The organism is Candidatus Villigracilis sp., assembly GCF_057083605.1.
Genome location: NZ_JBXMTI010000014.1, coordinates 1 through 22,616, shown reverse-complemented (window position 1 = coordinate 22,616; position 22,616 = coordinate 1). Strand labels below are relative to the sequence as shown.

The window sequence follows — 22,616 nt, the reverse complement described above, 5'->3', positions numbered from 1 at the left end:
AAATAGCCTATTGACTTGATGGTACGTACCGCTTCCTTCCAATTGTAAACTATTTCAGCAGTAACAAACTCTATTTAGAACAACTAGTGAAGAAGGAGAGATTTCATGAACAGCAAGAATATGCTTTTCAAGCTATTGAGTTTAATGATCGTCATCAGTGTGCTGATCACAGCCTGCGGTACTCCTGCAACTGTGGTACCAGCAACTGAAGCTCCTGCTATAACCGAAGCACCCGCTGCAACCGAAGCCCCAGCAGCGACTGAAGCACCCACGGGCAAGATGTATGATGGCGTTACCATCGACATTCTCACTTTTGTGGGGCCGCAGGTCGCTGAACCGCTTCAGCGCCGCGGCCCGGATTTTACAGAACTCACTGGTGCTACCGTCAATATCATCACAGTACCCAACAGCGAGTTATACCAAAAGGTTCTGACAGATGCTGCATCCGGAACAAATGCGTATGATGGTTACCTCTTCGCGCCTTCCTGGATTACGGATTTTGCTCCCGCCGGTTTGGTTGAAGACTTAACCCCCTACGTTGAGAAAGATGCAGCCCTGGAATGGGATGATGTTGCACCGTTCTTCCGCGATTTCAACTCCTACGCTGGCAAAGTGTACAGCATTCCGCTCGATGGCGACATGCACATGGTCTATTATCGAATTGACTCGCTGGCTGATGCTGGTTTAGAGCCCCCGAAGACATGGGACGATTATCTAGCTGTTGCAAAAGCCCTTAATGGCACAGACCTCAATGGTGATGGCGAAGCTGATTATGGCTCTTGTATTTCCAAGGCTCCAGCGCAACAATCCTACTGGTGGATCTGGTCGATTGCTGCGCCTTACATTCAAAGCCAGGGAACCAGCCAAGGGCCCTTCTTTAACACGAAGGATATGACCCCGCTCGTAAACAACGACGCCTTCAAACGTGCCTTGGAAGTTTACAAGGAAACTGGCCTGTACGGCCCGCCTGATGAAACGAATCAAGGCGTGGGCGATTCCCGCGGCTTGTTCATCTCCGGCCGATGTGCTCTCACCATGGACTGGGGCGATATTGGACCACTCGCCATTGCTCCTGATTCGAAGGTAACCAACAAGACAGGCGCAATCTCGAATCCTGGTTCAACCGAAGTTCTGGATTGGGAGACTGGCAAGCTTGTTGCTTGTGATGCCACCACCTGCCCTTACGCAGTCGATGGTGTGAATCATGCTCCGTTTGCCTCCTTTGGTGGATGGGCGGGCGCAGTCAATGCGGCAGTTGATCAAAAACAGAAAGACGCCACTTACGCATTCTTCTCCTATATGGCCCAACCAGCGCAATCTAATGCAGATGTTGTCGTTGGCGCAACTGGCTACAATCCCTTCCGCATCTCGCAGTTCGAAGACTTGCAACCCTGGGTTGATGCAGGCTTTAGTGAGGCTGCTGCGGAACAATACCTCAACGGTATCAAAGAGAGCTTTGACAGTCCGAACATGGCTGCAGATCTGCGCATTCCGAAGAGCCATGAATATATTCAAGTCGAACTGGATCGCATCCTTTCTGAATATATTGCCGGAGATCTGACCACGGACGAAGCCGCACAACAACTATATGACTCCTGGGAAACGATCACTGAAGAAGCCGGTCGTGATGCACAATTGGAGTTCTACAAGGGCACCTTGGGGCAATAGTTGCCTTAATCAATAATCGAACGCATTTACTCAAGGCCCAACTCAGATTGGGTTGGGCCTTGAGCCTGCTAATTAAACTGGTGATCATGAATACTCAACCCGAAGAAGCGCAACCGTCCCGTTTCCATTCAGTAATTTCGAGTGCCGCCGACCGTCTGGCCGGGTCGATATTTATTTTGCCGACAGTCCTAGCTTTGTTATTCCTGTCGATCTTCCCTCTGCTTGCATCATTGTACGTCTCTCTGGCAAAATTTGATATTGCCCCGGGCGGCTATAAGTTCACCTTTGTTGGGTTAAACAATTACAAAAAGTTGTTTACAGGATCTGAAGGAACTCATTTCCTCGGGAAATTCGCATCCAGCACACCAATGACATGGATCGTGTTTGGCGTGGTTGTTATTGCATTGGCAATTTTTTTGGCCCGCTATTTGTTGAATGCCAAGGTTTCCATTGGCGGCTTGATCGGCCGTCTGTTGTTAGCAATAGGCAGCGGGTTGATAACCTGGATGCTGGTCCACACTTTGTGGAACGGCGGCCGATTGGGAACTGCAAGTATTACACTGGTTTATGTTTTCGTAGGAATCTTCTTTCAATATATTTTAGGTTTGGGCCTGGCCCTTCTGACAGTACAGAACCTGCCAGGCCGGCGTTTCTTTCGAGTGATATTTTTGCTCCCCATGATGATCACACCTGTAGGCGTTGCTTACATGTTCCGCATGCTTACGGATACAAGTAAAGGACCCTTTACACCCATTTGGCAGGGGCTTGGTCTGATTGATTTTTCCTGGGTAAACAATGCCTGGGGGGCACGAACCGCCATTTTAATTGGGGATATTTGGCAGTGGACACCCTTTATGTTTATCGTGTTGGTCGCTGCATTAGAGAGTCAGCCTGTTGAGCCCATTGAGGCCGCTACTGTAGACGGGGCAAATTCATGGCAAATATTCCGCCATATCACTTGGCCTGCAATCCTGCCTGTGAGTATGACTTTGATCCTGATCCGCCTGATAGAGGCCTTTAAGATTGTCGACCTGCCCAATGTAATGACAAATGGCGGCCCGGGTACGGCTACCCAATCTTTGACATACCACGCCTACATTAACTGGCGGGCACTTAATATAGGCGCTTCCGCCGCGGTGGCCTACATGCTTCTATTTCTTGTAACATTTTTTGCCATGATCTTCGTTAATTTGATTCGTCAACGTACAGTGGAAACCCTCTAGCAGCGAAAGTTTATCGTATCTATATTAAATCTTGGAGCAGGAACATGAAGCGCTGGTTTCAAAGTAAAACAATTAATACTCCCTCGCCGATCGGTGCGCTATTATCCTACCTGGTGCTGGGAATTTGGGCGTTTCTGATCATATTTCCTCTTTACTGGTTGGTCATAACTTCTTTTAAGGTTTCCAGCCAGGTTGCCGAGGGCCCCTTCTATATTCCTTTTGTTGACTTTAAACCTTCCCTAGATGCCTGGAAGTACATTCTAGTGGGGGATCTCAGCAACGATACGCTTCGAAATTTTAGCAATACCGTCATTGTTGCCCCTCTTAGTGCTTTGATAGCCCTGGCACTCGGAGCCACTGCAGCATATGCCCTCGTGCGTTTTGATTACCGCCCGCGGGTGGGCGCAATTCTTACCTTCATTGGCTGCGTTGTATTAAGTATTGTTGCGGCCTCTTTGGGTGTGCCCTGGAAAATTGCAATTGCTGTTTCTGCGGTGGTATTTATTATTCTCTTGCAAACCATTGGCCGCCGCTTCAAACGAGCTTTGGGTAATAACGATATTGCCTTCTGGATGATCTCCCAACGTATGCTGCCACCGGTGGCGGTAGTTATCCCAATCTATATTTTATTTCAGCAGTTGCACCTGTTAGATACATACGCGGCACTGATCATCACCTACGTGACCAGCAACCTGCCGATCGTGATTTGGTTGATGCGCGATTACATGAGCACAATCCCTATTGAATTGGAAGAATGTGCATCGATTGATGGCGCTTCGCGCTATCGGATCTTTTGGTCCATTGTTTTGCCTCTGGCAATCCCAGGCTTGGTTGCCACTTTTCTATTTGTACTGGTCTTTACCTGGAATGAGTATCTGTTAGCCCTATTCCTCTCGAGCGCAAAGGTGCAAACTTTGCCGCTGACCATTGCGGCACAAAATGCCACACGCGGCCCACAGTGGTGGAATATGTCTGTATTGATCCTGATCATGATCGTCCCTGTGATCGTGATTGCTATTGTCCTGGAAAGATATATCACCCGCGGTTTGTTGATTGGGGCAGTCAAAGGTTAATGCTTCAAATGACGATGGATTCCATTCCCCAGCTTATCCAATCGGCACTTAAACGCAAGCTGCCTCCAAAAATCGACTACGGCATCGCCTTTGCGGGATGTGGTGGGATCGTGAATTATGGTCACATTCCATCCTATCAAGCCAACGGTTTTAATTTGATCGGTGGATATGACCGTAACCAGGAAGCGGCCGAAAAGACGGTGCGAACCCATCAGTTGAAGAAATTGTATCGATCATTGGATGAACTATTGTCAGATCCGATGGTACAGATCGTGGATGTCGCCGTTGTGCCGGAAGAGCAATGGAATGTCGTTACCAAAGTGATCGCCTCAGGAAAACATCTGCTTTGTCAAAAGCCCTTTTCTATCCTTTATTCCAACGCAGTAAAAATGACATCACTCGCGCAAAAAGCAGGCATCAAAATGGCTGTGCATCAGCAGTTTCGTTGGAGTTCTATTATTCAAGCAACACACGCGATCATGAGCGAAGGCTGGCTCGGGGATATTCTGGATGTGCAAGTACAGGTAAGCATTCACACTCCATGGGAAATGTGGCCGTGGATCGCCAGCCAACCACGCCTTGAAATATTGTTCCACTCCATTCACTATCTCGATTCCCTGCGATATCTCTTTGGCAACCCAACTTTGGTGACTAGTCGTCACAGCAAGCACCCTGCACAAAAAGCCAGAGGCGAGACTAAAACAATCACAACATGGGATTACTCAAATGATCTGCAAATCCTGATCGCGATCTGTCATTATGATTGGTCACCTGCGCTTTATTCGAACTTCCGTGTGCTCGGCAATGAGGGTGTGATCGAAGGAACGATTGGCACTAATTATGATTATCCCGATGGCCGCAGTGACACACTTGCTTTTACAGGCCGAAGCCATCCTGAACGAAATTTTTCAGCCACCTTGCCCGGTAAATGGATTCCGGACGCTTTTTATGGGCCAATGGCATCGTTGATGGAAGCAATTCAAACCAACGGCGAGCCGTTAACTTCTGCTGAAGATAATCTCGGCACTTTACGCGTAGTGGAAGCTGCCTATCGTTCAATGAACGAAGCACGCAGTGTGCGTCCATCAGAGATCGTCGCATAAATATTATTGAAGTGAGGAAATAGCCCCATGCCTTTGACTTCGGAGCAATTACAAGATGCCTATCGGCAAATGCTTGTGATTCGAAAATTTGAAGAAGCGATCCGCAGTTTATATCAACAGGGAAAAATTCGCGGCTCATTCCACCCGTGTGTTGGTCAGGAAGCGACAGCAGTAGGCGGCTGTTGGGCAGTCCGAACAGATGATTACATGACCTGTACATATCGAGGTCATGGACAAGCGCTTGCGAAAGGCTTAAATGTACGCGCGGCAATGGCCGAGATGCTAGGCAAAGTTACCGGCTGTTCCAAAGGCAAGGGCGGTTCAATGCATTTCACCGATCCTTCCGTGGGATTGCTCGGAGCGAACGCGATCGTCGCGGGCGGAGTCCCGCATGCTGCCGGGGCGGCACTCGCTTCGCAGCTGCAGAAAAAAGATAATGTTGCGCTGGCTTATTTTGGAGAAGGCGCAGTTAATCAGGGTGTGTTTCTTGAATCTTTAAATCTTGCAGTGATTTGGAAACTGCCGTTGATTCTGATTTGCGAGAACAACTTATATTCCGAGATGACTCCTTCGCACGAAACAACTTCTGTCGTGGAGACTCACAAGCGGGCAGCAAGTTTTGGTTTTGAGTCAGTGCAAATAGATGGAAACGATGTTGAAGCGGTATATAACGCCGTTGAAAGTGCAGCAGCTAAGGCACGGGGAGGCGGCGGTCCCACTTATATCGAGGCGATGACCTATCGTCTGTGGGGACACATGATGGGCGACCCGGAAATCTATCGCACAAAAGAAGAAGTAGCAAAGGCCAAAGAGAATGAGCCGATCATCCGTTGTGGGAAGCGTCTTCTCAAATTAGGCTGTACCGATTCATATCTAGCCAAACTTGATAGCAAAGCTAAAGCGATTATCACAGATGCGCTTCAATTTGCAGAATCCAGCCCTGCCCCACAACCAGCGGATGCGTTTACAGATGTATTTATTTAGGTGAATCATTTATGCCAAACATAACCTATGCCCAGGCGTTGAACGAAGCACTTCGTGAAGAAATGAAAGTTGATCCGCGTGTATTTCTGATGGGCGAAGATATCGGCCATCATGGCGGTATCTTTCGCGTGACCAAAGATCTGATCGATGAGTTCGGCGCAGAGCGTGTGCGCGATACCCCGATCAGCGAATCAAGTTTTGTGGGGGTTGGCATCGGCGCGGCAATGGTTGGCATGCGGCCTGTGGTGGAATTATTATTTATGGATTTTGCATTGGTGGCCGCGGACCAGATCGTAAATCAAGCAGCCAAGTTACGTTATATGTCCGGTGGAACGGTGTCCATCCCAATGGTCGTGCGCGCACAGCAAGGCGGCGGGCGCGGAAACGGCGCACAGCATTCGCAATCGTTTGAGACATGGCTCGCACAAGTGCCGGGTCTCATAATCGTGGCGCCTTCCACACCTGCGGATGCAAAAGGCCTTCTCAAGAGCAGTATCCGCGCTGGAAATCCAGTCATCTTTATCGAACATAAACTTCTGTACAATACCAAAGGTGAGGTACCCGAAGGTGATTATTCCATTCCCATTGGAAAAGCGGAAATCAAACGCGACGGACGAGACATCACCATTGTTTCATACTCAAGAACTTTATTGTTTGCACTTGAAGCAGCCGAGACTCTTTCACAAAAGGGAATTGAAGCTGAAGTCATCGACTTGCGAACGATCGAGCCTCTTGATATGGCCACCATTCTTGAATCGGTTAAGGGAACAGGTCGCTTACTCGTCGTACATGAAGCTCATAGCAATTGCGGATTAGGCGCAGAGATCATTGCCCGCATGTATGAACAGACCCCAGATACATTGATCATGCCTCCGCGGCGGCTGGGAGCGAAGCATGTGCCGATCCCCGTTGCTGAATCGCTCGAAAATGCTGTTCTGCCCCAACCTGCTGATATTGTGGAAGCTGTGGAGGCGATGTTCTAATGAAGGAATTACATCTTGCTTTGATTAGTGGTCCTCAATATGATGGCTTGCTGGAATTATTGCCTACTTTTGAAGAGCAAACAGGCTATCACTTGCATGTGGACGTGCGTCTGCCGCATGTTGAATTGAACGAACGCATGGCAAAGGATCTCGGCACGGAGAACGGTCATTACGACATGATCTCCACACACACCAAATATTGTCCGTCGCAGGCGGAGCATTTGCGTCCGTTGGATGAACTAGTCGATGCAGATGAGCTAAGCGACTTTGTACCGCGTGTTCTGGAGTTGTGTCGTTTCGCAACAGGAACGGATCAGACTCACGAGAAGCTGATGCAGCTTCCCCGAAACTTTGACGCCCGAATACTATTTTATCGCGCAGACCTGATCGATGCCCCACAAACCTGGGATGAGGCTGAAGATTTAATGGTCAAACATAAACGTGATGGTTTCTATGGTTTTGCATTTCCTGGCCGTCATTCTGGCTTGTTCGGCACATTCTATGAATTACTTGGCATGGCAGGTGGAGATTTATTTGACGCAGAACTCAACCCTATCTTCAATAGCGAAGCAGGTGAATGGGCATTAAATTTTCTACATCGTGTCCATGCTGTAGATCGTGTCACACCGCCTGACCTGCTTGAAAATTGGTACTACGATGAAATTTCAGGTCGCTTTCGCGATGGCGATGTATTGATGGTCGGCGATTTTCCTGGCTTCTATGGTTTGTATCAAAAGCGTGAAACCTGTAAAGTCTTTGATCAATTCGATGTGGCAGTGTATCCCGAAGGTCCCGCAGGGATTCGGAAGTCTTATGCGGGCGGACATTCCTTTGCCATTCCCAAAGCAGCACGCGATCCGCGAGGCGGACTGGCATTGGCAAAATATCTCACCAGTCCGGAAATCCAATGGCACGAAGCAAGTGTGGGCGGACATACGCCAGTGCGCAAATCCATATTTGAAAAGATAAAGTTGACACAAAATGGACGGGATGCAAAAAGAATGGCAGTTTTAGAAGAGACCGTTGTGCAATACGCCATGGTGCCGCCAAAGTTTGCCAAATATCCCCTGATCGAAGATATTTTATGGTCAGGGGTGCAGGAAGCAATGACAGGCAAACATACTGCCAAAGCAACCTTGCTTCTGATGGAGAAAAAAGTACGCGAGGTTCTAAGATGATTCGGGGATTCTGGCACGTTTCATTCACAGTCAGTAACATTGAAGAATCGGTGAAATGGTATACCGAGGTATTGGGTCTGGAGTTTGTGCGCGATCAGGTTCAGAAAAATGAATATACCGACAAACTGGTGGCCTTTAAAGATGCACATCTTAAAGTGGCTCAGTTGCGCGTGCCCAGTGAAACGATCCCGATGTCGCGGCATCATATCGAACTGGTGGAATATATTCACCCGCGCGGAGAGGATATTCCTCTTGACACCAATCGCACTGGTGTGGGACATTGGGCTTTCATGGTGGATGATATTCACGCCGAGTTTAAACGACTTAAGGACCTGGGCGTCAAATTCAAAGCGGATAATCCGATTGCCATTGAAGCCGGGGTAAATAAAGGCGGCTATACCATTTACTTTACAGATCCAGACGGTATCACCCTTGAATTAGTCCAGCCTCCTCCTTAATACAACCTGTCAGCCGCAATTTTGCCAGATGCAAAAAGCTGCCTGCTGATTTCACATAATTTGTCAACTGAAACTATATCATTACAAAGGTCACGACAAGTCTTTGCAATGACATAAATTTTTGAAAACGGAGCCCAACATGCCTTCTCCTCTTGGTCTTTCCCCATCCTTCGGCTTCGGTGATCGCCTTGGACTGGCCACGCCTGGTCATATCGCATCAGTCAAAGGTACAAAGTTTGCACCGGTTTTTGCACAACAATCCGTGCGTGAGAATACGCGCACGGGACGAACTCCCCAGCAAGTCATGGACGATGCCAAACGCGCGGTTGATGCCGCCAAATGGGAGTCCGCCTGGGGCGCAGATGCCGATCACTTGAAAACGGTGGATGACATTCCTCCATTTATCGCGGCAGGATATACTTTCTTCACTGTTGACCCTGGCGAACATGTAGATAACAATGCAGATTCAGATTCCATTGACGTGGTGAAGCAAAAGGTTGCAAATCTTTACTGGGATGAACTGTCAGCGTTGTATCTGGATCAGAATGGCAATCAAGTTTGGGGTCGATTTGAAGCTGAGTCTCTGATGCGGGCAACGGTCAAGTATGGCAGAGCCATCGGACATGCCATATCCATGTTCAGTCATTTATCTGATTTGAAAGATGCGTTCGATTTTGAAGTCTCCGTAGATGAAACAGACTCACCCACTACTCCGCTCGAACATTTTTATATTGCCAATGAATTGACTCGCAAAGGTGTAAAGTTCACATCGCTTGCACCACGCTTTATCGGTCGTTTTGAAAAAGGAGTGGATTACATCGGCGACTTGAATGCGTTAGATACCGAATTAGCCAAACACGCTGCCGTGACCACGCATTTTGGAACATATAAATTAAGTTTGCATTCGGGTTCGGACAAATTTAGTGTCTATCCGTTGGTGGCGAAACATTGGGGCGAACGTATTCACGTGAAGACAGCAGGGACGAGTTACCTTGAAGCGTTGCGTGTTTTGGCGAAGCATGAACCTGACCTGTTCTTGAAAATTTACTCGCTCGGACGTGAACGTTATGAAACCGACAAGAAGACCTATCACGTTTCTGCTGAGTTGAATCTGTTACCAAACACGGATGACCTGCCTTCATTATTGGAAGATTTTCACGCGCGCGAAGTGCTGCATGTCACGTTTGGTTCGGCGCTGACGCAATATGGCGCAGATTTGAAGGCTGCGCTCGTTAAGCATGATGATGCATATTTTGACACATTGAAAGCACACTTCGATAAACATTTAAATTTGCTAAAGGTATAGAATGAATCTGGAAGAACTTCGATCATTGTACGATTTTACGGGCCGCACAGTGCTGGTCACTGGTGGAGCAGGTGTGCTCGCGGTTGAAATGGTTCGCACGCTTGTTGGGTGCAATGCGAATGTTGTTATATTAAGTCGTAATCAGAAACAAGGCGCAAAAGTTGTTGAAGAAATCAATACGAATTCAACAGACAAAGGGCGGGCTTTTTATGTTCAAGGTGACGTGTTGTCGGATGAAACTTTGCATAAGGCAAACGAAGCCATCATAACTGAATTTGGTGAGGTAGACGTTCTCATTAATGCAGCAGGTGGTAATCATCCGTCTGCGACAACCAAACCCGATCTGTCCTTCTTCGATCTACCGCTCGATGCACTTCGTCATGTCGGTGATTTGAATCTGCTTGGCACGATTTTGCCGTGTCAGATCTTTGGTCGTAACATGGCAGAACGTGGCGAAGGCGTGATCCTCAATGTCTCTTCGATGAATGCCTTTCGTCCGCTCACGCGCCTCCCTGCCTATTCGGCGGCGAAGGCGGCCATCAACAACTTCACGCAATGGCTGGCTGTCCACATGGCGCAGAATTATTCACCGCGGATTCGTGTCAACGCCATCGCGCCTGGATTTTTTCTCACGGAACAGAATCGATTTCTGCTCACGGATAAAGAATCGGGGGAATTGACTCCGCGCGGCCAATCCATTTTGACTCACACCCCGATGAACCGCTTCGGGACTCCCGAAGACCTGTTCGGTGCGACGATGTGGCTGATCTCCCCCGCCTCCGCTTTTGTGACAGGGGCTGTGATTCCGATTGACGGCGGGTTCTCGGCATTTAGCGGAGTTTGATAAACGGACTCTGTAACGGATTCACGAATGAAAACGGACAATTATGCTACAAGCTAAGGCAACAACCCTTAACGGTCAACTTTTAACGGATGACGAAATACGTAATACGCTCAGCACACTTGAAGGTCAATTCAACAATCAGCGTGTGCTAGTGTTGATTCCTGATCACACGCGGTCATTGCCGTTGCCATTTTTGTTCCGTGCACTTGTGGATATGTTGCGCGATGCAAAACAACTTGATTTCATGGTCGCACTGGGGACGCATCCGCCGTTGAGTGAAGAGAGTCTCAATAAACTGGTTGGCATTACTGCCGAAGAACGGAACACGCAATACGCTACAGTTGGTTTACTAAATCATGCCTGGGATACGCCCACAGCATTGACATCACTTGGCGTGATCGAGCAGGATGAGATCAAGCAAATTGCTGGGAACAACTGGCATTCATCCCTGCCGAATGAAGTGGAAATCCGCATCAACAAAACCGTGTTGGAGCACGACCATATCATTATTCTGGGACCCACCTTCCCGCATGAAGTGGTGGGGTTCTCTGGCGGAGCAAAGTATCTCTTCCCTGGCATCTCTGGCGCGAACATGATCAACGCCACGCATTGGCTCGGCGCGTTGGCGGGGGTTGTGGGGACGATTGGAATTAAAGAGACACCTGTCCGCGCGATGATCCATGCGGCGGCGAAACGGTTGCAGACTCCGCTGACGTTGATCGCGTTGGTAGTCGAAGGCCACGGGTTGAGCGGGCTATTCGTTGGCGACCATTTGTCGGCTTGGAATGAGGCGGCGGAACTGTCCGCGCAACGTCATATCCGCTGGTGTGAAAAACCGTTTCAACGAGTCTTATCCTGTGCGCCTCCGATGTACGATGAATTATGGACGGGTGCAAAAGCCATGTATAAGCTTGAGCCTGCGGTTGCGTTGGGCGGGGAAGTAGTCATTTACGCGCCGCATCTGGATATGGTCAGTCACGTGCATAGAAAATATATTTACGAAGTTGGGTATCACATCCTGCCGTATTTCCTGAACGATTGGGAACGCTTCAAAAATATTCCACTTGGAGTGCTGGCGCACAGTACGCATCTGCGCGGTTCGGGCGTGATGGACGCAAAGCGTGGGATCGAAAAACCAAATGTGCGTGTGACGCTTGCGAGTAAAATATCCGCCGAAGATTGCGCGCGACTCAATCTGGGTTATCTTGATCCTGCGAAGGTCAACATGGAAGAATGGAAAGACAAAGAGGATGAGGGTATTTTGTACGTGCCTAAAGCGGGTGAGATTCTCTATCGGATGAAGTAAACTCGCAATGACAATCGAAGCTGTTCTGCGCGCGCACTTTTTGCGTTATCCCGTCATGCAAATTCAGGATGTATATAAGTTGATCCATCAGGCAGCGTTGGGCAGCGAGCATGCCATCTCCAACTCCGAAGGCGCACGCAAATGGATGGAGCGTGAGCTTGCTGAAATGGGCGCGGGACCTGATGAGCCTGTGATTGACCCCATCTCCGATGATGGACAGATCGTCCGTATACACTTGCGACCATTCGTTATGGAAGGCGGGAGTCCCCAAAGCCTGCTGAATGCCTTCCTCCGCACAGCAAATGAACATCGCGGCGATATACAGGTTTTGAAAGATTGTTGGAAGACAGCAAGAGGCACACAGCATTTTCCATCTGCTGAAATGGATGGGTTTATAGAATCCATGCAGGCACAGAATTATCCCGCTGTGCATCATTCCCTTGAATATGAAAGATCATATCGCCCTGCTTATCGTGTGGTCTGGCGAAAATTTATTTTATGACTGAAAAACTTTCCCAACTTAAATTATTTCTAAAGACGCAAGGCAAGGGACTCTCCCTGTTGTTGACCATGCTGGTCGGCGCGTTGCTGCCGCAGTTTCACGCGTTTTCATTTCTGATCCAATATCTGTTGATGAGCATGTTATTCTTTGCCTTTCTGGATATTCAATTCAAGCCGCAATCGTTTCAAAAAAGTGTGATCTGGGTGTTGTTTGCCAATGTAGTGGCGGCGTTCATTGGTTATGTTCTGCTTGCTCCATTTGGCTCAACGCTAGCGCTTGCCGCTTTTATGACTGCCATTGCCCCCACTGCGATTGCAGCACCCGTCATCATCGGTTTTATCAAGGGCGAAGTGGAATATGTTGTCACTGCTGTGATCCTGACCAATGTCGCCACCGCGTTGATCGTCCCAATTGCTCTCCCATTTTTGATTGGCGCGGAAGTTCAAATCTCGATCTGGGAAGTTTTGCAGCCAGTTTTGATCGTCATGTTCGTGCCGTTGATCCTTGCTCAACTCGTTTCGCGTCTGCCTGCAAAGTCTCAGGAATTCATTCGCAAGGGAAAGCGCTTTTCTTTTCCCATCTGGTTGCTTAACCTTTTAATCATCAGTGCCAACGCGTCGAATTTTCTGCGTAATGAAAACACCGATTCCTTTTCCACGTTGATCATCATTGCATTGGTCCCTCTGGTCATTTGTGTCGTCAACTTTGGCCTGGGTGCTCTGCTTGGCGGGCGCAGTCATTGGCAGGAAGCCAGCCAGTCGCTTGGGCAAAAGAATCTTTCCTTTGTCATCTGGATCGCGCTGACCTTCATCAATCCGCTTGTGGCGATGGGTCCCACTTTCTACATTTTGTATCATCACCTCTACAACTCATGGTCCATTTATCAATTTGAAAAACGGCAGGGCATATGAAGATTCGCTTTTTTATCGTGATGGGCGTTTCGGGGTGCGGCAAGTCCAGCGTGGGTAAAGCGCTTGCAGAAAAATTGGGATGGGATTTTTACGACGCCGATGATTTTCATCCGCCAGCCAATATCAAAAAAATGGCGAACGGGATTCCGCTCGACGATTCAGATCGCGCCTCTTGGCTGGTTGCCCTTCATGATTTAATTTCGTCTAATCTGACGAAGGATCGTCCTGGTGTGCTGGCTTGCTCCGCACTCAAGGAGCGCTACCGTCAGCAATTAATGGACGGCAACAATGACGTAAGACTCGTTTATCTCAAAGGCAGTTATGATCTGATCTGGTCGCGGATGTTGGCTCGTAAGGAACATTATATGAAGCCACACATGCTGCAAAGTCAATTCGCGGTGCTTGAAGAGCCAGCGAATGCATTGACGATAGATATATCAATGTCCATGCAGGACATTGTGCAGGAAATAATTTCTACTATGTCACTCTGAGAAAGTTTTGTAAATTAACAAGTACTTGACAGAATCTGCGCTTCGACTGCGCTCTTTGCCAGAGTTGCTTTCGTCCTGAGCGGAGGGCTGAGCGATGGTTGCGAAGCCCGAAGTCGAAGGACGCTCCGCTCAGCGCGACATGCATATTGGAGTAATACATTGAACATTGGAATTCTTGGTCTGGGTGTAATGGGGCAGAGTTTGGCGTTGAACTTTGAACGCAACGGATATTCAGTAGCTGGTTTTGACTTAAACCTAAAATTCGACAAATCCCTCTTCAAAGAAAAAAGCATCAAAATTTTCGATTCACTGGAAGAACTTGTCCACGCTTTGGACAAGCCGCGTTGTATTTTGATAATGGTTCCAGCAGGGAAACCTGTTGATAAAGCCATTGTGTCTGTTAAATCGCATCTCGAAAAAGACGACATTATTATCGATGGGGGCAATTCCTTTTTCGTGGATACTGAGCGGCGCATCAGAAATCTGTCAGAGGAGGGAATTCACTTCGTTGGCATGGGCGTTTCGGGCGGAGAAAGCGGCGCGCTGTGGGGGTCCAGTCTCATGTCTGGTGGTGTGGAGTCTGCCTGGGAGCAAGTCAAGCCCATGCTGGTATCCATCTCAGCCAAAGCCGATGATGGAGCTTCGTGTGTGGCATGGATGGGCAAGGGCGGCGCGGGGCATTACGTCAAGATGGTGCATAACGGGATTGAATACGGTGACATGCAATTGGTCGCCGAGGTTTATGATTTGCTTCATCACGGCGTGGGGATTTCAAATGGAGAGTTGGCGGAAATTTTCGCCGATTGGAATGAGGGCGACCTGCAATCCTATCTGATTGAAATTACTTCAAAGATTTTGTGGCGATTGGACGAAGAGACAGGTGAGCCGCTTGTAGACTTGATTTTGGACGAAGCCGCGCAAAAAGGCACGGGCAGGTGGACAAGCCAGAGTTCAATGGATGTGGGTGCGCTCGTCCCGACGATCCATGCGGCTGTGGAAATGAGATTGCTTTCAAGCTTGAAGTCGGAGCGTGTCATCGCGAGTAAAGTATTTGGCAGTGCCCCATCGAAATTTTCTGGCAACAAGGAACAATTAATTGATTTTGCGGAGCAGGCTTTGTATGCCAGTAAGATCACATCGTATGCACAAGGCTTTGGATTGCTGAGATCAGCTTCCAGGGAATATAGTTTTGGATTTAATTACGCTGATATCGCATGCATCTGGCGGGCCGGCTGCATCATCCGTGCTTCGTTGTTGGGTGATATTGTCTCGGCATTTGAAACGGAACCCGAATCGCCGAATCTGCTGGTTAATGATGTGTTTCTGGAAATCCTATTGATAAGTCAATTCGCATGGCGTGAGGTGATGAAGACCGCGATCGATCTGGGGATTCCCATGATGGCCACGTCCACTTCATTGGCTTATTTTGATGCATACCGGTTGGAACGACTGCCAGCGAATCTAATTCAAGCCCAGCGTGATTTCTTTGGCGCACATACTTATCGCCGCGTGGACAAAGAGGGCGTGTTTCACACGAAGTGGGGGTAGGGGAAAATTCCTTATAGCACAATCAAAATCAATCCAGCGCGGCATATATCATGTATACGGGTATAAATTTCGCAAAAGCGTAGGCGGCACGTAGGCGGCTGAAACGTGATGTTGTTCCTACCTTAATTCAAGAAATCAAGCTACTATTAAGCGAAGCGGAGATTCATCCACTCTAACTTTTCGTTTTTTCCGACATACCTGTATCATTCATAAGAGCCAGCAGGGAAGCCCTGCTGGCTCTTTCAATAACCTTCGCCGCCCATGATTTTTGATGCCGTTCCGATATAATTCCAAATGGCGACTCGACTGCATGGCGAATCCATCCATCATTTCCACAAAAATCAATATCCCCCGCGCCCGCATTGACGTGGTCATGCGTCCGCGCGTAATGAAGATTCTGGATGAAGGGCTGGAACGCCCATCGGCATTGATGTTGATCTCCGCTCCTGCGGGTTATGGGAAGACGACTCTTGTGATCAGTTGGCTGCGGACCATCAATCAGCGTTACGCTTGGCTATCTCTGGATGTCGAAGATGATTCCCTGCCGCGCTTTGTTGCTTATCTTCTGGCGGCATTGCAAAAAATCGACTCTGCGATTGGGTGGACTGCCCAACGGACTCTTGAAAGTTTCAGTACTGAAATATTCCCAACGGACAGAATAATTTCAAGTTTGATCCGTGATCTATCAGACTTTGCCGAGCCTATCATCCTTGTGTTGGAGGATTATCACTGCCTGGAATCCCGGGCTGTTCATGATTTTGTAGAGACGATCATTGAACAGGTTCACCCACCTCTGCGGGTGCTAATCACCACGCGGAAAGATCCGCCGCTTTCACTGGCGCGTTGGCGTGTGCGTAATCAGCTAACAGAACTTCATACAACTGACCTGCAATTTACGCTGGATGAGACGACTGAATTTCTACAACGTGTGATGAAGCTTGAACTTTCGCAGCAAAATATTCATCTTCTCGGAGCACGAACGGAAGGATGGGTGGCTGGCTTGCAATTGGCAGCTTTATCCATTCAGAATCATCAAAACGAATCGGGCGTTTGGTCAATTGCTGGAAGTCACCGCGACATCGCCAGTTATTTGATATCTGAGGTGGTTGGACAACTGCCACAGGAGCGCAAGGAATTTCTCTTGCAAACGTCCCTGGTTGACCGTTTGAGCGCCACGCTTTGCGATGCCATCACTGGCGGCAACAACAGCCAGACCCTGTTGGAAGCGCTGGAGGCTGATAACCTCTTTATCCTTGCATTGGACGATGCCCGTGAGTGGTTTCGTTATCATCACCTCTTTGCTGAATTCTTGCGTAAACGCCTGCTGGCTGAATATTCTGAGGACACAGTTAAAGAATTGCATCAACACGCCAGTCACTGGTTTGCGGAACATGCTGATATTCCTTCAGCCATTGAGCACGCCCTCGCCGCCAAAGATTATGAATATGCCGCCTGCCTGGTCGCCCCACAATCCCAGCAATGGATGCAACGTGGCGAGATCTCCACGATTATCAAATATTTGAATCAACTTCCCAGGGATAAAGTGTGGAATGATTGGAGTTTGTGCCTGTGGTATGGTTGGTCATATGCTGTGAGCGGGGATTTGAGTCATGCTGAACGCTGGACCAATCGTTTGGAAACATTGATCACGCCGCTCATTCAAGATGCCACTCTAAAAGAGAATGGACCAATTCCATCAGAGTTGCAAAATGCCTATGTTCAGGTATTGGCGATTCGTTCGGTCACTGCACGCCAGAACAAGGATTTCGCCTCAGCAATAGCGTTAGATGAACAGGCGTTGCGGCTCGTCCCCGAGGATAATTTGAATTTGCAGACCATTATTTCTGCGCTGCTTTCTTCTGCCGTTCTGGAGGCTGGGCGCTTCGATCAGGCGGAAAACCTCCTGCATTCGACGAGGAAGCGCGCATATCGGACGGACAATCCATTCATCACGTTTACGCTATTGTTGAATGAATCAGCCCTGGCTGTGATGCGTGGACAACTTCAGCGAGCGCATGATTTGAACGAAGAAGCTCTGCGATTGGCACAAGCCGAGTCAATGGAACGACTTGCTTTTTTGCCGCAATTTCGTTTGGGTCGCATTAATTATTTTTGGAACCAACTTGCTCAAGCGAAGCAGTATGTCACTACAGCCATCGAACACGCGGATGTGGGGGCGTATCCGAATCCCACTGTCCGTGGGTATATAACGCTTGCCTGTATTCAAAACGCGGAAGGGCAATATCCGCAAGCCTTGCAGACGCTTGAACATGCTGAAAGGCTTGCGTTGCATCGGCAGGAGTTGGAGTCTGCCGAAATGGTGCGAGGGGTTCGGGCGCAGTTGCAGTTTTCGGCTGGGGAAAATGAAGCGGTGGCGCGCTGGGTCAAAGCGTCGGACTGGGAATCGTTCAGTTCATCCAAGCCTGGTTTGATATTAAGTGACGAATCCTTTTTCCCATACTGCCAGGTCTTGATTGCCTCCAGTCAATCATCGGAATGGGAGCGGATCGAACTTCTGCTCGAATGGCGGTTGACGGATTCGGAACGGCAGCGACGTAATAGCGCTATTCTCAAAATTCGATTGATGCAGGCGTTTTTGCATCACACAAAGAATCAACCAAATTTTGCCATGGCTTCGCTGTTACAGGCGCTGGAGATTGCCATGCCAGAAAATTGCATACGACCGTTTCTCGATGAAGGTCAGCCATTGATTCCATATTTGCGACGCGTGCCACCCAGACATGCCGCACGCGGTTTCGCACAAAAGATTCTTGTATACATTTCAACCCCACATATGAGCTCGCAATTGTTTGAACCATTGAGTCGGCAGGAACTCAACATTTTGCAATTGATTGCGCAGGGTCATACCAACCCTGAGATCGCAGTCAAGCTCGTGCTGGCAGTAAGCACAGTGCGCTGGTATGCCAAGCAAATTTTTCGCAAGTTGGGAGTGCATAATCGCACTCAAGCCGCCACACAGGCAAAAAAACTAAATCTCATCTGACCCCTCTACGGAGGGGTCTTCTATATGTCCCCCCAATTGGATGGGGATTTTTCGGAAGCGCTGGATTATATTGACAGACATGCGCATCCTTACAACCTTTCTCCTGCTCTGTGTATTATCAGCCTGTGCCACCCCGACAGCGACTTCCACATCGCCCACAACTGCCCCTCCAACACCAACCATCTCCACCTTTGCCGCTCGTGACACTTTGACTGGCGACTGGCTCGGCGCAGCCACAATGCCCGATGGCACCACTGCCTCCATTCAAGTCACCTTCGCTGACCCGGAAGCGAAATTGAGCATTGAACCTCGAACTCAGTCCTGGGAGTTGGCGGTTATGCAAAATAATGAAATCATTGAATTTGCCGTTACAGGCGGGACTCGTGACCCATTCCAGAAACTCAAATTTACAGGCACCTTTGTGAATGGTGTTTTCTCCGGTGACCTTAACTGGGATGGAACAATGGGCACCATCACTTTCACGCCGATTGTGTCGGTGGACGAATCAATTCTAGCGAAATATGAGGGCTTGTATCGTTTTGAATCGGGTCGAGCGTTGAGCATTATCGTCAGTCCCAAGTATTCCTCTGGCGGCCTGCAATTCTTCAGTCAAACGTTAATGCTGACAGATTTCGACAGCGGCGCCCTGCGAGGACTTTATCCTTTTGACGATTACACATTTGCTGTCGGTTCATTGCGTGTGGTTGGCGCTCCCTTTGCCGGGCGTATTCAATTCATAACCGACGCTCAAGGCAATGCAACCGGTTTGATGTGGTGGGACGATGTCAATGGCACCACACCATCCACAACGTCAGGTCAATTTGCCGGGCGTGTTCCATATACATACGAAGATGTTCCCTTTACGAGCGCCGATGGAATCAAACTAATGGGACGTCTATCTTTGCCTGAATCAAATGCTCCAATGCCAGCGTTTATGATGATGCACGGTTCCGAACAAGGCATGCGCGATAACTTTGGCAACAAGGTGATGGCACATTACATGATCAGTCAAGGATTTGCCATTTTGAATTATGACAAGCGTGGTGTAGGCGATTCAGAGGGTGTGTATCAGGAGTCGGCAAACACTTCCAATTTGCAGAAACATGCGAAGGATGCCATTGCCGGAGTCACGTATCTGGCTTCGCGCCCCGAAATTGATGCGAAACGCATTGGGTTGATCGGATTCAGTCAGGCGGGCTGGGTCATCCCCCTTGCCGCGTCGCAATCGGATACGATCTCACACATCGTGATTCTTTCAGGTCCGGTTGAATCGACATTTCAAGAAGACGTGTTCAGTTCTTACACTAATGATGGCGACACAGCCACCAGTTACGATGACGCCAAAATCACGCAACAACTCCGTGACTTAAAACCAGGCGGCTTTGACCCCATTCCGATGATCGCTGAACTCAAGCAATCTGGCTTGTGGTTGTGGGGAAGCGTGGATAAGAATGTGCCTGTCACATTTAGCGCGGAAAACCTGCAAGCCCTGATCGACTCAGGGAATAATAATTTTTCTTATGAGATTTTCCCGAATGGCGATCACAATCTGAATGAGTCACCGCATGGCTTGTTTAGTGAGATTCCCTATTCGCCGCGGGTGTTATTCTATTCGGCGTTGGCGAAATGGCTTGAAACCAATATGTCGAAGGAATAACAAAATGCCAAAGATTTCATGGTTAGCTTTGGCTTTCTTGTTAGTCCTATCTGCGTGTGCCGCACCTGTCACAGTGGTTCCATCAATTGCTCCAACGAGAATATCTGCAACATCAACCCCCGATACTGATTCGGTCAAGGTTAGTGAAAAAGATGGCATGAAGCTTCTCTATGTTCCTGCTGGCAAATTTACAATGGGGAGCGAAAACGGCGATGATAATGAAAACCCCATACACGCGGTATCACTTGCTGCTTTCTGGATCGACCAGACTGAAGTCACTAATGGTATGTATGCGTTATGTGTAAATGATCGGAAATGTGATGTGCCGGGTTCAAAAGAATCTTTAACGCGACCCAATTATTACGGCGAAGCTAAATACAACGATTATCCAGTAATTTTTGTCGATTGGAATAGGGCAAAGACCTATTGTGAATGGGCAGGTCGCAGATTGCCAACTGAAGCTGAATGGGAAAAAGCAGCTCGTGGTACAGATGGACTTGTCTATCCCTGGGGCAATGCCATGCCAGATAAGAACTTGTTGAACCACAAGGATGTCATTGGAGATACTACAGAAGTTGAGATATACCCCAATGGTGCCAGTCCATATGGTGCCTTGGATATGGCGGGCAATGTTTGGGAATGGGTTAATGATTGGTTTTCCCCTGACTATTACAGAAATTCACCAGAATCGAACCCACTTGGTCCATCCACTGGACGGACCCATGTGTTGCGAGGTGGTTCGTGGAATCTCAATGACGACCTCGTTCGTTCCACTTATCGCGGTACACATCCTTCGGAGCCTAATCTGGGTATTGGATTCCGATGTGCCATGGATGCGAATCAGTAAAGAAAATATATCTTCATCAAAGGAGCAATAAACATGCGCCGAATATTATTTCTAGTTCTTATTCTACTGCTACTTTCAGCTTGTGCCGCGCCAGTTACACCAGTTCCAACAATAATTCCCACCGAAATTCCGATAACACCCACTTCTCAGGTGACCTCCACACCTCAGATAACAGCAACACCCGTTCCATTCTTTACCGTGTATGGTGATAAACCTATTGTTTCCAAAGGTCAGCCCGGAACTTGGGATGACCGCTTCACGGATCCGGGCGCAGTCATCTATCACGATGGCATGTTCCATATGTTCCGCAATGGCTTTCGCGGTTTTCCGGCTGAGTCAGAGGTAGGTTATGTCACTTCGACTGATGGTTTCACCTGGACAAAGCAGGGCGATGACCCAATCATCGAAACGAAAGATGTGCCGTATGCCAAGATCGCCATGTATGCATCCAGTGTGCTTTGGGCAGATGGCTGTTGGGCATTGTTTTTTTATACCTGGGATTCGAGTTCTTATCCATCCTCCAGCGTGATCGGACGAATCACTCAGTGCGTGGCAGGTCCGGCATTAACAGAGTGGCTGCCAGATCCGCAACCTATTCTCGAACCGGGCGCAGATGGTGAGTGGGATGAGAAGCAGGTACTTGCGCCGCACGTTTTGAAAACAGATAATGGTTATGTCATGTATTACAGCGGCGTCGGTGATTCAGGGATTCAGATGATTGGCATGGCAACTTCAACTGACGGCGTTACATGGGCGAAGTACAACGATCCAGCTACAACTGATAAACCGTTTATTGATAGTGACCCTGTGTTTCAGCCTAGCGAGAAAGATGCATGGGATGCTGCATGGGCACATCAACCGCGTGTCTTTCAAACAGCGGATGGCTGGCTGATGATCTATCGCGGCACGAGCGATAGAAACGGCTCAAATATGAAACTTGGGTTTGCCACCAGTCAGGATGGAATTCACTGGGAACGTTACGCTGGTAATCCCATCTTCAAACCCAGCGATATTAAGGGCGCCCATCAATTTTGGTTCACCAATGCGGTTCTAAAAGATGATGCGATCTATTTGTTTGTAGAAGGAGATATCAGTCAAACCACCCAAATTTATCTCGCCACTCATGAAGGCGAAATAATACCGTAGCAAGACAAGCGGATAAAATAATGAAACCACCTCATCTCTTTTGGATGGCAAGTTTGCTTACTGCTAAAGGGTGTCCAATCTATTTCGATAGGAGGATTCCTATAAATAAAAGGTTTGCGATCATAGGCGGCGGTTTACTCGATTCCATTGGCTGTCGTGCATGGTCTTGTCAATTTGCCTGTTCAAAGTGCAGAATTTGTATCCACAAACTCATCATCGCTCCCCGACCTGGCAATAACTTCTGCAAATGTAAGCATGGCTGACGCTAACTAAGGCAAACCGTTGAGACTGTCGAAAAAGTCACTTTTCAAAAATAATTTTTGAAAAGTGGGACAGAAACGCTGAAAGGCGTCTGGTTTTTGGTGTTCCGCACAACACTTTGGC

General features: G+C 48.5%; 19 protein-coding genes. All 19 read left to right on the top strand.

From position 1 onward, the window contains the following. Positions 1-105: 105 nt before the first annotated feature. Positions 106-1,668, top strand: coding sequence for an ABC transporter substrate-binding protein (locus AC14M5_RS02500; RefSeq protein ID WP_484028047.1), 1,563 nt, complete (start codon positions 106-108; stop codon positions 1,666-1,668). An 86-nt stretch (positions 1,669-1,754) separates the two neighbouring features. Then, positions 1,755-2,891: a carbohydrate ABC transporter permease gene (locus AC14M5_RS02495; protein ID WP_484028046.1), complete on the top strand. Its 1,137-nt coding sequence runs from the start codon at positions 1,755-1,757 to the stop codon at positions 2,889-2,891. Positions 2,892-2,935: 44 nt separating this feature from the next. Beyond that, entirely contained in the window at positions 2,936-3,964 is a 1,029-nt protein-coding gene (locus tag AC14M5_RS02490; protein WP_484028045.1) for a carbohydrate ABC transporter permease, read from the top strand. Between the two features lie 8 nt (positions 3,965-3,972). Then, positions 3,973-5,067, top strand: coding sequence for a Gfo/Idh/MocA family protein (locus AC14M5_RS02485; RefSeq protein ID WP_484028044.1), 1,095 nt, complete (start codon positions 3,973-3,975; stop codon positions 5,065-5,067). 27 nt (positions 5,068-5,094) lie between these two features. Continuing rightward, positions 5,095-6,051 carry a thiamine pyrophosphate-dependent dehydrogenase E1 component subunit alpha gene (locus AC14M5_RS02480; RefSeq protein WP_484028043.1) on the top strand — a complete coding sequence of 319 codons (957 nt, stop codon included), beginning with the start codon at positions 5,095-5,097 and terminating at the stop codon, positions 6,049-6,051. Positions 6,052-6,062: 11 nt separating this feature from the next. After that, entirely contained in the window at positions 6,063-7,034 is a 972-nt protein-coding gene (locus tag AC14M5_RS02475; protein ID WP_484028042.1) for an alpha-ketoacid dehydrogenase subunit beta, read from the top strand. Then, positions 7,034-8,212, top strand: coding sequence for an extracellular solute-binding protein (locus tag AC14M5_RS02470; RefSeq protein WP_484028041.1), 1,179 nt, complete (start codon positions 7,034-7,036; stop codon positions 8,210-8,212). The genes AC14M5_RS02475 and AC14M5_RS02470 overlap by 1 nt, the downstream gene beginning before the upstream one ends. Next, on the top strand, positions 8,119-8,670 hold the full coding sequence (locus AC14M5_RS02465) for a VOC family protein (protein WP_484028040.1): 552 nt from the start codon (positions 8,119-8,121) through the stop codon (positions 8,668-8,670). Before AC14M5_RS02470 ends, AC14M5_RS02465 begins: the two co-directional genes overlap by 94 nt. 139 nt (positions 8,671-8,809) lie before the next feature. After that, complete coding sequence (locus tag AC14M5_RS02460; protein WP_484028039.1) at positions 8,810-9,976, top strand: tagaturonate epimerase family protein; 1,167 nt, start codon at positions 8,810-8,812, stop codon at positions 9,974-9,976. A gap of 1 nt (position 9,977) precedes the next feature. After that, entirely contained in the window at positions 9,978-10,820 is an 843-nt protein-coding gene (locus AC14M5_RS02455; protein WP_484028038.1) for an SDR family oxidoreductase, read from the top strand. Positions 10,821-10,863: 43 nt separating this feature from the next. After that, positions 10,864-12,126 (top strand): lactate racemase domain-containing protein, encoded by a 1,263-nt coding sequence (locus tag AC14M5_RS02450; RefSeq protein WP_484028037.1) that lies wholly within the window; start codon positions 10,864-10,866, stop codon positions 12,124-12,126. Positions 12,127-12,133: 7 nt separating this feature from the next. Beyond that, positions 12,134-12,628, top strand: a complete 495-nt coding sequence (locus AC14M5_RS02445; RefSeq protein ID WP_484028036.1) for a hypothetical protein — start codon at positions 12,134-12,136, stop codon at positions 12,626-12,628. Beyond that, positions 12,625-13,539 (top strand): hypothetical protein, encoded by a 915-nt coding sequence (locus AC14M5_RS02440; protein ID WP_484028035.1) that lies wholly within the window; start codon positions 12,625-12,627, stop codon positions 13,537-13,539. The genes AC14M5_RS02445 and AC14M5_RS02440 overlap by 4 nt, the downstream gene beginning before the upstream one ends. Then, on the top strand, positions 13,536-14,030 hold the full coding sequence (locus AC14M5_RS02435; RefSeq protein WP_484028034.1) for a gluconokinase: 495 nt from the start codon (positions 13,536-13,538) through the stop codon (positions 14,028-14,030). The genes AC14M5_RS02440 and AC14M5_RS02435 overlap by 4 nt, the downstream gene beginning before the upstream one ends. A gap of 159 nt (positions 14,031-14,189) precedes the next feature. After that, positions 14,190-15,578: an NADP-dependent phosphogluconate dehydrogenase gene (gene gndA, locus AC14M5_RS02430; RefSeq protein WP_484028033.1), complete on the top strand. Its 1,389-nt coding sequence runs from the start codon at positions 14,190-14,192 to the stop codon at positions 15,576-15,578. 310 nt (positions 15,579-15,888) lie between these two features. Beyond that, entirely contained in the window at positions 15,889-18,582 is a 2,694-nt protein-coding gene (locus AC14M5_RS02425; RefSeq protein WP_484028032.1) for a winged helix-turn-helix domain-containing protein, read from the top strand. Between the two features lie 79 nt (positions 18,583-18,661). After that, positions 18,662-20,239 (top strand): alpha/beta hydrolase family protein, encoded by a 1,578-nt coding sequence (locus AC14M5_RS02420; RefSeq protein ID WP_484028031.1) that lies wholly within the window; start codon positions 18,662-18,664, stop codon positions 20,237-20,239. Between the two features lie 4 nt (positions 20,240-20,243). Continuing rightward, the gene (locus AC14M5_RS02415) at positions 20,244-21,086 is read left to right on the top strand and encodes a formylglycine-generating enzyme family protein (RefSeq protein ID WP_484028030.1); all 843 of its coding nucleotides are present in this window, start codon (positions 20,244-20,246) and stop codon (positions 21,084-21,086) included. Between the two features lie 33 nt (positions 21,087-21,119). Continuing rightward, positions 21,120-22,232: a glycoside hydrolase family protein gene (locus AC14M5_RS02410; RefSeq protein WP_484028029.1), complete on the top strand. Its 1,113-nt coding sequence runs from the start codon at positions 21,120-21,122 to the stop codon at positions 22,230-22,232. Positions 22,233-22,616: the final 384 nt, after the last annotated feature.